Annotated in this window: 11 protein-coding genes; all 11 read left to right on the forward strand. The window is 37.2% G+C overall.

The genetic code is table 11. The annotated features are described in order from the left end of the window. The first annotated feature begins 141 nt into the window (after positions 1-141). The gene (locus tag JWP71_RS13065; RefSeq protein WP_299500721.1) at positions 142-714 is read left to right on the forward strand and encodes a UpxY family transcription antiterminator; all 573 of its coding nucleotides are present in this window, start codon (positions 142-144) and stop codon (positions 712-714) included. Beyond that, entirely contained in the window at positions 695-1,993 is a 1,299-nt protein-coding gene (locus JWP71_RS13070) for a nucleotide sugar dehydrogenase (RefSeq protein ID WP_299500723.1), read from the forward strand. Before JWP71_RS13065 ends, JWP71_RS13070 begins: the two co-directional genes overlap by 20 nt. An 8-nt stretch (positions 1,994-2,001) precedes the next feature. Next, the gene (locus JWP71_RS13075; RefSeq protein ID WP_299500725.1) at positions 2,002-3,441 is read left to right on the forward strand and encodes a lipopolysaccharide biosynthesis protein; all 1,440 of its coding nucleotides are present in this window, start codon (positions 2,002-2,004) and stop codon (positions 3,439-3,441) included. Continuing rightward, positions 3,438-4,619, forward strand: a complete 1,182-nt coding sequence (locus JWP71_RS13080; RefSeq protein WP_299500728.1) for a DegT/DnrJ/EryC1/StrS family aminotransferase — start codon at positions 3,438-3,440, stop codon at positions 4,617-4,619. Before JWP71_RS13075 ends, JWP71_RS13080 begins: the two co-directional genes overlap by 4 nt. Positions 4,620-4,656: 37 nt before the next feature. Continuing rightward, positions 4,657-5,799 carry a glycosyltransferase gene (locus tag JWP71_RS13085; RefSeq protein ID WP_299500731.1) on the forward strand — a complete coding sequence of 381 codons (1,143 nt, stop codon included), beginning with the start codon at positions 4,657-4,659 and terminating at the stop codon, positions 5,797-5,799. Between the two features lie 34 nt (positions 5,800-5,833). Next, positions 5,834-6,559: a DUF2334 domain-containing protein gene (locus tag JWP71_RS13090; RefSeq protein ID WP_299500733.1), complete on the forward strand. Its 726-nt coding sequence runs from the start codon at positions 5,834-5,836 to the stop codon at positions 6,557-6,559. Positions 6,560-6,668: 109 nt separating this feature from the next. Further along, complete coding sequence (locus tag JWP71_RS13095) at positions 6,669-7,925, forward strand: DegT/DnrJ/EryC1/StrS family aminotransferase (RefSeq protein WP_299500735.1); 1,257 nt, start codon at positions 6,669-6,671, stop codon at positions 7,923-7,925. A gap of 19 nt (positions 7,926-7,944) precedes the next feature. Beyond that, positions 7,945-8,538 carry a sugar transferase gene (locus tag JWP71_RS13100; protein ID WP_299500737.1) on the forward strand — a complete coding sequence of 198 codons (594 nt, stop codon included), beginning with the start codon at positions 7,945-7,947 and terminating at the stop codon, positions 8,536-8,538. Positions 8,539-8,556: 18 nt separating this feature from the next. Then, the gene (locus JWP71_RS13105) at positions 8,557-9,792 is read left to right on the forward strand and encodes an O-antigen ligase family protein (RefSeq protein ID WP_299500739.1); all 1,236 of its coding nucleotides are present in this window, start codon (positions 8,557-8,559) and stop codon (positions 9,790-9,792) included. Between the two features lie 26 nt (positions 9,793-9,818). Then, positions 9,819-10,877, forward strand: coding sequence for a glycosyltransferase (locus JWP71_RS13110; protein WP_299500741.1), 1,059 nt, complete (start codon positions 9,819-9,821; stop codon positions 10,875-10,877). A gap of 18 nt (positions 10,878-10,895) precedes the next feature. Further along, positions 10,896-12,106, forward strand: a 1,211-nt coding sequence (gene asnB / locus JWP71_RS13115; RefSeq protein WP_299500743.1) for an asparagine synthase (glutamine-hydrolyzing), incomplete at its 3' end; no start/stop codon positions are given.

Below are 12,106 nucleotides of genomic sequence, written 5' to 3' on the forward strand. Positions count from 1 at the left end.
AAAAAGGCTTAAAAGTTTTTCTTCATCCGGCTCCGGCCATTTTCAATCAATTTTTCTAAATGTAGCTAAAACTGTCATGTAAGTGATATGGCGAAGCTATTGCCCTCATTCAAACACCGTTATTCTAATACCTAATATTTTATGGAAACTCAATTGAATGCCATTAAAAGGCCAGCCATTAATTTTAATGAAAAGAAATGGCTGGTAATATACACCAGACCCAGATGGGAAAAGAAAGTTGAAAAACAGCTAAATGAGCGGGGTATTGAGGCTTATTGCCCATTACGGCAAGTACAAAATCAATGGGCCGACCGAAAAAAAAATGTAAGCCTGCCATTATTTAACTCGTACGTATTTGTTAGGGTTAGCCTACGCGAAGAAGCCATTGTATTGTACACATTAGGCGTACTTAATTATGTGTATTTCATGGGCAGACCCGCTGTAGTACCTGATAAAGCCATTGAAGATATAAAAACAAATCTGACCCTTTATAAGGATGTGGAAGCGGTTAATCTACAAAATATAGCGGTAGGAGATCATGTATTAATAAAAGCCGGGGTTTTTGTTAACCAAAAAGGCCAGGTGTTACAGGTTAATGGCAAAAACGTACTAATGATTTTAGACAAGATCAACTGTGCCCTGGTAACCCGTATCCCATTTCAACAAGTTATGCTTCAATCCGTAAATCAAGAAAATGAAAAAGTTAAACTATAATACAAAGATTGGAATTGTAGGCCTGGGCTATGTGGGTCTGCCACTTGCGGTAGAATTTGCGAAAAAATATAAAGTATTTGGTTACGATATCAACTACAAAAGGATAGACCAGCTTAAAGAAGGTTTTGACCATACAAAGGAAGTAAGTGAGCCGGAATTGATGGACGTTATTACCTACGTATGCACAACTACTAAAGGGCTTTTTTTTACAACCGAGATTGAGTCGTTAAAGCAATGTTCAATTTATATTATTACGGTACCAACACCGGTTGATAAAAATAATCGCCCGGACCTGAGCCCGTTACTTGATGCAAGTTTATTGATCGGTAAGGTGCTGAAAAAAGGCGATATCGTGATATATGAATCAACCGTTTATCCGGGAGTTACTGAGGATGAATGTATGCCTGTTTTGGAAAGGGCATCTAATCTGCGGTTTAATGTTGATTTTTTTGCCGGCTACTCGCCCGAGAGGATCAATCCCGGCGATAAAACGCATACTGTGGCCAATATACGTAAGATCACATCAGGGTCAAACGCTGAAACCGCCGAAATAGTAGATCAGCTATATGGATCTGTTATTACCGCCGGGACATTTAAAGCTGATTCGATAAAGGTTGCTGAAGCAGCCAAGGTAATTGAAAATGCCCAGCGGGATATAAACATTGCTTTTGTAAACGAGTTGGCTATGATATTTAATAAGATGGGTATTGATACGCATAAGGTATTGGAAGCCGCCGGAACAAAATGGAACTTTCTTGATTTTAAACCAGGCTTGGTTGGCGGACATTGTATTGGTGTAGACCCATATTATCTTGCTCAAAAAGCACAGGAAGTTGGTTATCATCCCGAGATAATTCTGGCTGGGCGGCGCATAAACGATGCGATGGGCGCATACGTTGCCGACCAGTTTATTAAGAAAATGACTTGTAAAGGCACGTCACTTGTTAATGCAGAGGTGCTTGTACTTGGTTTTACATTTAAAGAAAATTGCCCCGATGTACGCAATACCCGTGTAATTGATATTGTACGCAGGTTAGAGGAATATAATGTAAAGGTTCATATCCACGATCCCTGGGCCAATGCCGATCATGCTAAAAAAGCTTATGGCATTATTTGCGAAAATGGCGAATCGAAAACCCGTACATACGATGGTATTTTGCTTGCCGTTGCTCATAACGAATTTAAAGAGATGGACCTAAAAGGTTTGTGTAAACCTAATACGGTTTTATATGACCTTAAAGCATTTTTACCTGATAGTATTGTTGATGCCCGTCTATAAACGAATAAATGAGTTTAAAAGAAAAAGCTGTTTCTGGCTTATTATGGTCGCTATGGCAGCAGGTAAGTTCAAAGCTTGTTAGTTTTTGTATCTCTATTTTTTTGGCCCGCATACTTGATCCGGCCGAGTTTGGCCTGATTGCGATGTTATCGCTTTTTATCGCTATCGGCAATACATTATTAGATAGCGGATTAACCACATCGCTCATACGCACAACAGATGCTGATCAACGCGATTATTCAACCATATTTTATTTCAACCTGGCCGGAAGCACGCTGATATATGTTTTGCTGTTTTTAACAGCCCCCCTTATAGCTGATTTTTATAATCAGCCGCTATTAAAAAACATTGTTCGGGTATATGGTATAATCCTGATTATCAATGCTTTTTTTGGTGTGCAAAGTACGCTGCTTATAAAGGAAATGAAATTTAAAAAGCAAACCAACATGCAGATACCAGCCGCTATTGGCGGAGGTATATTAGGAATAGTACTTGCAAAAATGGGTTATGGGGTTTGGAGCCTGGTATGGATGGGTTTGTGTACATCGTTCTTATCAACAGCAATGCACTGGATAACATCCGATTGGAGGCCTGCTTTGATATTTGATAAAAAATGTTTTAAAAACCACCTTAATTTCGGCTACAAAATGACATTATCCGGTATACTGGATACTGTTTATCAAAACCTATACCTCATTATTATAGGCAAATATTTTTCTGCATCACAGCTTGGTTTTTATTCTCGCGCCGATGCTGTAAGCCAGTTACCTATAGGCAATATCTCTACAGCAATTAATAAAGCTGCGTATCCCATGTTTGCCGAGATATCTGACGACGTTGTTAAACTAAAAAACGTATATAAAAAACTGATGCAACAAGTGCTTTTCTGGAATGCACCTTCACTTATATTTTTATGTGTAATTGCCAGGCCCTTGTTTCACCTTTTACTAACTGATAAGTGGCTGCCGGCTGTTCCATACTTTCAAATTTTGTGTATAAGTGGCATTATGTATCCTTTACACTCTTATAATCTGAATGTGTTAAAGGTGCTGGGTAAAAGTGCTTTATTCCTCAGGTTAGAGGTAATTAAAAAAATTCTTAGTGTAATAGGTATTTTAAGCTTTATACAATTTGGTATTTACGGATTGCTTTATTTTCAATTGGCCTTCAATTTTGTCGGCTATTACATTAATTCAATATATAGTGGCAAGCTTATTTTTTATCCAATCAAAGAACAAATTGCAGATATTTTGCCAATACTCTTACTGGCCGGTGCAATAGGTGCTTTATGCTTCTTTTTCAACCTCATTCTAACCAACTTGTTAATGCCCGATCTGCCGCTAATCATACTAACAGGTGCAAGTTACGCAGTGCTTTACCTTGCATCCAGCTTAATAATTAAACTACAGGCGCTGACCGATTTTAACCAATTAATTTTAAAAAGATGATACCTGTAACCAAACCCTTTCTCCCCGCCGAAAAAGAATTTAAGAGTTATATAAAGAGTATTTGGCAGCGGCAATGGCTAACTAATAATGGCCCATTGGTAAACACTCTTGAGCTAAAGTTAAAAGAATACCTTGGAATAAATCATTTACTATTTGTTTCGAACGGAACGGTGGCCCTGCAACTGGCTATTAAAGCCCTGAATTTATCAGGCGAGATAATTACAACACCATTCTCGTTTGTTGCTACTACAAGCAGTATTGTTTGGCAAGGGTGCAAACCGGTATTTGTTGATATTGATCCTGAGTCGTTTAATATTGACCCGTATAAAATTGAAGATGCTATTACCCCAAAAACAACGGCTATATTGGCAACTCATGTTTATGGGAATCCTTGCGCTATTGATACCATACAGCAAATTGCTGATAAATACAATTTGAAGGTTATATATGATGCAGCACATTGTTTTGGCACACGATATAAAAACAGATCGATATTTGAATACGGCGATATCAGTACAACAAGCTTTCACTCTACAAAACTGTTTCATACAATTGAGGGAGGGGCAGTTTTTACCAAAGATCCGGATCTGTTAAAGAAAATGGCCCTGATGCGTAATTTTGGTTATTCGGGAGTTGATACTTTTTCTGAGCAGGGCATAAATGCCAAAAATTGTGAGTTTCATGCCGCAATGGGCTTGTGTAACCTCAATCACGTGAATGATATACTAAAAATGCGTAAATATTTATCAGAGCAATATTTAAACCGGCTGGTTAATATGGATGTGAAATTTCAAAAAATCGAGAACAATGAGGATTATAATTACGCTTACTTCCCCATATTATTTAAAAACGAAAGTTTAATGCACCAAGCCAAAGCTAACCTGGAATTAGCCCAGATATATAGCCGGCGATATTTTTATCCTTCATTGGCAAAATTGCCATATGTTGAAAATGTAGAAATGCCTGTTTGTGAATTAGTTGCAAGCAGGATATTGTGCCTTCCTTTATATCACACCTTAACAGTATCTGATCTGGATATGATATGCCGGTTATTATTGAGAGGGCAAAATTTCGAAAAAAATAAGGCTCCTGAAATACGCTGCACAAATAAACTTGAGCCATTGCAATCAATATCGCGCATAAGATCAAAAATAGTTAAAGTTAACGGCTCCCATTAAGGGAGATGTTTAAGCCTTAAATCATACCTGATCGTTAATGAAAATAACTTCCGCTGCTAACAATAAGCCAAAAATATGTTTTGTAATTCCTTCACTAAACGGCGGTGGAGCCGAAAAGGTACTAATCAATCTGGCAAATCAATTTGGTAAATTGGTTTACAAGCCAGTAATTATTTCGTTGAATAAGAGTTGCCCTGCCTATACAATTGATAAAGAGGTGAAAGTGTATCACCTACTTGATAGGAAAAGCGATTTTATACTTTACAGGCTTTATTACATATTTCAAATATTTTTCAAATTACTGTTTATCATCCTTAAAGAAAACCCCGTTTGTGTCATTTCTTTTATCACATCGGCAAATTTATGGACTGGTGTTACCTGTAATATTACAAATACACCATATATAGTATCTGAAAGAACATCGCCAGATCGCAGCATCAATCAACTAAATAACTTAAGTCGCAATCTGGCTGCATTGATATATAAAAGAGCGGCGGCGGTTGTGGTAGGTGCCCGGGGAGTTGAAGGGTGTCTCAAAAAAAATAAAGCTTTTAAAAAGCTTAACAATATACACCTGATCGAGAATGCGGTATCGCAATTCGGCAGACTATCATTAAGTAAAGTTCATTCCCGGAAATTTATACTCGGGGTAGGCAGGCTCGCTTATGTAAAAGGTTTTGATCAGCTTATTTCCGCCTATGAATTAGCAAAGCTTGATAATATAGATCTGTTAATAATAGGAGAAGGGGAAGAGCGGGCTACATTACTTTCTCAGGTCGAAAAATTAGGTTTAGGAGGCCGGGTGTTTATGCCGGGAACAAAAACTAACCTTCAGGATTATTACAACCAGGCAGAATTGTTTGTGTTACCATCCAGAAATGAGGGTTACCCAAACGCACTTATTGAAGCAATGAGTTTTGGTTGTCCGTGCGTTGCTATGGATTGTGATTTTGGCCCTGCTGAAATAATAAAACATGAGCATAATGGCCTGTTAGTTAACGCCGGAAATATTGAAGCGTTTGCTGATGCGATCATCAGTTTAGATAATAATACAGAATTGAAAAGCAAATTAGGTAATAATGCAAAGTGTATCAACCAAACTAATGACGCTAAAAACATATTGAAAAAATGGGCGCAATTGGTTTTAGCTCCAAACCAAATTGTTACTGAATTAACATAACCAGGCCCTAAGGGCACAACCAATCAGCATATTTATGGTACAATATTTAATCAGGTTAGATGATTTGTGTCAAACCAGCAATCTAAATAAATGGGAGCGTTTTTTTAACCTGTTCGATCGTTACGGAATAAAGCCTGTTATTGCTGCCATACCAGATAATAAAGATCCAAAATTGACCCGGTGCGGAAGTTTTAACCATAATTATTGGCAACTTCTACGTGATCTTCAAAAAAATGAATATGCCATAGCCATGCACGGGTTTGAACATAGCTATTTGAATAGTAACTCGGGTATCTTAAAGCAAAACAGGCGTTCAGAATTTGCCGGATTGCCACTTTATCTGCAGGAAAGAAAAATAATAGAGGCGGTAGAGATTTTTGACCGCGAAAATATCAAGTCGGATATTTTTGTTGCTCCGGCACATTCTTTCGATCGTAACACTTTAAGAGCACTTAAAAAACATTCTAATATCAGCATCATCAGCGACGGCTTATTAACGTCGCCATATAAAAGGTTTGGATTCAAATGGATACCGGTACAACTGTCGGAAGCAACACATAAGCCCGATAACACCTGGACCTTTAATTATCATCCCGAAACCTGCTCTGAAAAAAATTTTATAAAATTAAAAGCATTTATATATAAACACCATAAAGATTTTGTATCGCCAACTCAGCTAACATACAGGCCATATTCCTTTTGGGATAATTGCTATGAAACGTATCGCATTTATGCTCGTTTACTGCGCGGTCTTTTTTAAGTGATATTAAAATCCGGCTTAAATTAAAATTGTATTTCTATATACTACCGGTCGCAACCTCATAATATATTCTTGAAATCTCTATTCACAATTTAAATTATTAATAATCATGAAAATTCCTTTCTCACCTCCATATATTGATCAAAGTGTAGTTAACGAAGTTGTAGATACACTAAAAACAAACTGGATCACTACCGGCCCAAAAGTAATTGCCATGGAGCAGGAGGTGGTAAAATTAACGTCTACCAAAGCGGCAATTTGTGTTAACTCATGGACATCAGGAGCTATTTTGATGTTAAAATGGTTTGGCGTTCAAGCCGGCGACGAAGTTATTATTCCGGCTTATACCTATTGTGCAACTGCCCTGAGCGTATTGCATTGCGGCGCTACACCTGTAATGGTTGATATTACTACCGATTTCTGTATAGATACGGAAGCTGTTCGTAAGGCAATTACATCCAAAACAAAGGTAATTATAGCAGTTGATATAGCGGGCTGGCCATGTGATTATTCAAAGTTGACTGAAATTATCAATAAAAGGGAAATAAAGAAACTATTTAGAGCGGAATCATTAAAACAAGCGATCTTAAACAGGATATTATTAATTGCTGACGCTGCGCATTCGCTAGGTGCCAAAACAAATGGTCATGCCGCCGCACTAGAAAGCGATGTGACAATATTCTCATTCCACGCGGTTAAAAATGTAACCACTGCCGAAGGTGGCTGTATTTGCCTTAACCTGCCTGGCAATTTTGATATTGAAGCAGAGTATAAATACCTGAAAATGTATACCCTTAACGGGCAAAATAAGAATGCTTTCGAAAAATCAAATGGCGGAGGGTGGCGATACGATATACTTTTTCAGGGTCTTAAAATTAACATGCCTGATATTTGCGCGGCTATAGGGCTTGCCCAGATAAGGAAGTATGAAACGCTGTTGCTGCCATCGCGGAAAACCATTGCTTTTAAATATCAGAAAAGATTTAAAGAGTTTGAAGAATTTGAATTGCCGCCTTTATTCGAACATGGGCATGAATCATCATACCATATCTACCCTCTTCGTATTAAAAATATAACCGAACAGCAACGCGACTGGATAATTGATGAAATAACAAGTAAGCAAATTGCAGTAAACGTTCACTTCATACCATTACCTATGCTTACTTATTTTAAACGCCTGGGCTATAAAATTGAAGATTTTCCGATGGCGTATGATCAGTATTCAAGAGAAATATCATTGCCAATTTATCCCCAACTTTCAGATACCAAGATCGAATACATTGTTAGAGCGGTGATAGATGCTGTTGAGAAAATTTTAAACAAAAAGATCGGAAAGTTGGAAACTACAGAAGTGGTTGTTTTTTAAAATATATATCCTATTTGCAATGAAACGAGTTTTTGATGTATGCTTTGCAATAATTGGAATTATTGTTTTAAGCCCCGTGTTTATACTGATATCGATCTGGATAATGAATAACTCAAGAGGTGGGGTTTTTTATTTGCAGGATAGGGTTGGATTAAATCATGTAAACTTTAAGCTAATCAAGTTTAGAACAATGTATGTTGATTCTGACAAAAAAGGCCTGTTAACAATTGGTAATAATGATAGCAGGATCACCCCAAATGGCTGTTGGCTCCGGAAAAAAAAGCTGGACGAATTACCCCAGTTGTTTAATATTCTTTTAGGGGATATGAGTTTTGTTGGCCCGAGGCCAGAGGTAAATAAGTATGTAAATCTTTATACACCCGAGCAACAAAGAGTTTTGAGCATTAAACCGGGTATTACTGATTGGGCATCTATTCAATATTACAACGAAAACGAACTTTTATCAAAATCAGCAGATCCGGAAAAGCTTTATGTCAGTGAGATTATTCCTTCTAAAATTATAAAAAACCTTTACTATATCGATCATCATAACTTTTGGATAGATATGATGATTATACATCAAACCTTGAAAAAAATTATAGTAAGTAGTTAATTACTTAAAAATCAATTTATGACACTTAAAAAATTAATGGGTTTTTGCTTAATAGTGACTTACCTGTACACGCTTACATTTGGTATTTTTATGACTGATTTTTGGAGAATACCTGCTCCAATTATATTGGGTATTGTTATGATGCTGTTCATTGAACAATCTGCACAACCATTTGCTTATTATTATGAAATGGGCTTATTTACAATCGCTCTGTTTATATATGATGGCTTTGGTATGCATGATTACAAAGCTTTTGTAGCTTCTATTACCACTATATTAACCTGTGCTGTTTTTTTTAATTATTTTGTAGGTTTAAGTAAACAGCGGTTTAATTTATCGGTCGTTGTGTTTTTAGGGCTGCTCTTTTTATCAATGATATTAATGGTTTTAGATCATAGTTATCAAAGCGTAATTGACCCCATAAGAAGCGTAATACTTGGTGAAGAGGTTAAACAAAGCCCAGCCGGATTAGCAATAACACAGTTTACCTTTGGGTACCAGGTAGCAGCTTTCACTGCATTTATTTTTGTTTTAACCTACAAACTTAAAGGGTCTATAATATTGAAAGTTATAGCTCTTTTTGGTTGTGCGGCATGTATTTATCTGGGCATGAACAGATCTGCCTTTATCAGTTTTATTGTTGTTGCCGTTTTGTTTCTGATTGTTTATTATCGTTTTAAAGGGTTGGTTTTAATTGCAATGACCTTGTTAATTGGTTTTTTAGCCTACACATATGTTATAAAAGACAACCTGGACGATAAAAATAATATTCTCGCCAAAAATCAAGCTAAAGAAGCCAATGATTTTAACCGGATTGACCTGTCGTTAGAAAACCTTAAAATTTATGCTGATTATCCTTTTGGCCTAATATTTTATGGGAAAGATTGGAACGATGTGAGTTATAAAAATTCTTATTTCCAATTTGGCATAACATCGCATAATGCGTATTTGATGTTTATTACATACCTGGGGCCATTTTTGGGTTTAGCTTTGTTGGGTGCACTATATTACCGCATCGCAGTATTATTTAATCAAACAGTTAAGCATATCCGCTTAAAAAACCATGCTATGCTTTTATGCTTTTTATTTGCATTTATCGCAGTATCTATAAACGCCCTATCGCATAACGGATGGTTATTGAGTGCGGATGGTCCTACTGTTTTTTTATACTTCGGAACATTGCAATGTGCTAAAATATATATACCCCGCACTCAGGATAGTCACACTTTTGATCCGGCTTTGCAACCCCAATGATCAGGATATTCTTATAACCTGTTTTTATGAAAAAAAAGATATTTATGATCGTCAGTTCATTAGGGGCTGGTGGGTCTGAGCGCGTATACTGGCTTCTTTCTCAATACTTTAATAGCCATGAATACGAAGTGTCTGTAATTATACTTAATAGTAATGAGCAATGCTTCTCCACTAACATTCAAGGTATTCGTTATATCGACCTTAAAACAGTGAAAGCGTCAAAATCATTTTTTAAATTATATAAGATATTAAGGGACGAAAAACCTTTTGCAGTTTTTTCAACCAACGATCATATTAATATTTTGACGGGTATGGTGGCTTTTTTTCTAAAGGTGCCCCATCTGATAGCGCGGGCATCAAATGATCCGCGGCAAATGCGAGAGTTTTACGGCTTCAAGAACAGGTTTTACAATTTCTTCACCAGGTTTTTTTTCTTCAGGTTTGATTTTGTCGTTTGTCAGTCTGAAGAGATGCAGCGATCAATTTCAACGTTGTACGGTATAAGTTTGAAAAAGCTTAAAGTTATATCAAACCCCGTGCTCTCTAATGATTTAGTCAGAAATGGGCATAGCGCTACAGGGAGAAAGCAGCTAATTGGCGTTGGGCGGTTGATAAAAGAAAAAGGCTGGTTTAGGTTATTAGATATCATAAAACAATTGCCGGGAAATTATGAATTAACCATTGTTGGCGATGGGCCTTTAATGCAACCACTTAAAAATTATGTTACCGCAAATAGTCTTGAAAAACGCGTAACATTCTTAGGCGAAATCAATGATGTTACTTCACAAATTATAAAACATGACCTCCTTGTTCATTGCTCGTTTACCGAAGGCTTTCCAAATGTAGTGCTTGAGGCAATTTCGGTAGGTGTACCTGTGGTTGCCTTTCGGGTTGGCGGTATCCATCGGCTTATACGCGATAATTTTAATGGCTTCATTGCAGAGCAAGGTGACAATGCACAATTGCGCGAATACATTGAAAATGCCTGCAACAGGTTGTGGTTGCATCAGCTTATTAAAGAAGATACAAATTGCAAGTTCAATTTAAAAACAATAGGCCAGGCTTACGAAAGCTTGTTATCATAAAAATAAAACCAAATACAAATGTGCGGTATATACGGATCTACACTTTATTATACTGATGACGTTGTTCGGGAAAAGTTAGCCCGGGTAAATTTCAGGGGGCCTGATTATTCTGGGTTTGAGCGGTCGGGACAGGTAACGCTGGGTCATAACCGGCTTGCTATTATAGATCTTGATCATCGCTCTGATCAACCGTTTTCATATGAACATATCAAAGTTGTTTTTAATGGCGAGATATACAATTACAGGGCTATCAAAGCGCATTTAAAAACATTGGGGTACGCGTTTTATACCGACTCGGATACTGAAGTACTCGCAGCCGCTTACATTCATTACGGCGAGCAATGTGTTAAACATTTTAATGGAATGTTTGCTTTTGTAATTTACGACGCTGCTACAGACCGGCTTTTTGGAGCGCGCGACAGGTTAGGAAAAAAGCCTTTTTATTATGCGTTAAATTCTACCGGATTTGAATTTGCCAGCCAGCCTGCACAGATATCTATTGGCAGGCATGTAAGCCTTGATGGGCAGGCCATAAACGAATACTTTATATGGGGATACGTACCTGAGCCCCGCTCTGCATGGAACGAAATTAAAAAATTACCGGCAGGACATAATTTTACCTATAATTTGACTACCCGCAGCTTTAAAACAGAAAAGTATTGGGACCTGGATACAAACTTTGAGAACGCCTATACCGGAACATATTTAGAGGCCAAAACAGAACTTAAAGAGTTGTTAACTGATGCTGTTAATATCAGGATGCATGCTGATGTGGGCCTGGGTGTTTTTCTGTCAGGAGGGATCGATTCATCACTTGTTGCTTCGCTTGCTGCTAAAAATTCAAACCAGGTAAAAACGTTTTGTATCAGGTTTGAAGAAAAAGACTACGATGAAAGTGGCTTTGCAGCAAAAATTGCCCGCCATTTAAAAACAGATCATCATACTATAGACTGCAGGGCTGAAGAGGGAATGTCGTTAATTGAAAAATTTGCTACTTATTATGACGAGCCTTTTGCAGACTCAAGTGCTATACCAACTTTACTTTTAAGTAAACACACAAAAAAGTACGTAACAGTAGCATTAAGTGGCGACGGCGGAGACGAATGTTTTTTAGGATATTCCAGGTATAGGTGGTTAAATACAGCCAATAAACTGTTTAAATACCCAATTGAGGTGCGCAAGTTGCTAAGTACTCTTTTGCAAATATCACCCAATTATCGCCATAAACT

The organism is Mucilaginibacter sp. (assembly GCF_028287845.1).
Taxonomy (GTDB): Bacteria; Bacteroidota; Bacteroidia; order Sphingobacteriales; family Sphingobacteriaceae; genus Mucilaginibacter.

Coding starts and splice junctions, on each gene's coding strand:
- JWP71_RS13065 (WP_299500721.1), top strand. CDS start 142: ATGGAAACTCAATTGAATGCCATTAAAAGGCCAGCCATTAATTTTAAT.
- JWP71_RS13070 (WP_299500723.1), top strand. CDS start 695: ATGAAAAAGTTAAACTATAATACAAAGATTGGAATTGTAGGCCTGGGC.
- JWP71_RS13075 (WP_299500725.1), top strand. CDS start 2,002: ATGAGTTTAAAAGAAAAAGCTGTTTCTGGCTTATTATGGTCGCTATGG.
- JWP71_RS13080 (WP_299500728.1), top strand. CDS start 3,438: ATGATACCTGTAACCAAACCCTTTCTCCCCGCCGAAAAAGAATTTAAG.
- JWP71_RS13095 (WP_299500735.1), top strand. CDS start 6,669: ATGAAAATTCCTTTCTCACCTCCATATATTGATCAAAGTGTAGTTAAC.
- JWP71_RS13105 (WP_299500739.1), top strand. CDS start 8,557: ATGACACTTAAAAAATTAATGGGTTTTTGCTTAATAGTGACTTACCTG.
- JWP71_RS13110 (WP_299500741.1), top strand. CDS start 9,819: ATGAAAAAAAAGATATTTATGATCGTCAGTTCATTAGGGGCTGGTGGG.
- JWP71_RS13085 (WP_299500731.1), top strand. CDS start 4,657: ATGAAAATAACTTCCGCTGCTAACAATAAGCCAAAAATATGTTTTGTA.
- JWP71_RS13100 (WP_299500737.1), top strand. CDS start 7,945: ATGAAACGAGTTTTTGATGTATGCTTTGCAATAATTGGAATTATTGTT.
- JWP71_RS13090 (WP_299500733.1), top strand. CDS start 5,834: ATGGTACAATATTTAATCAGGTTAGATGATTTGTGTCAAACCAGCAAT.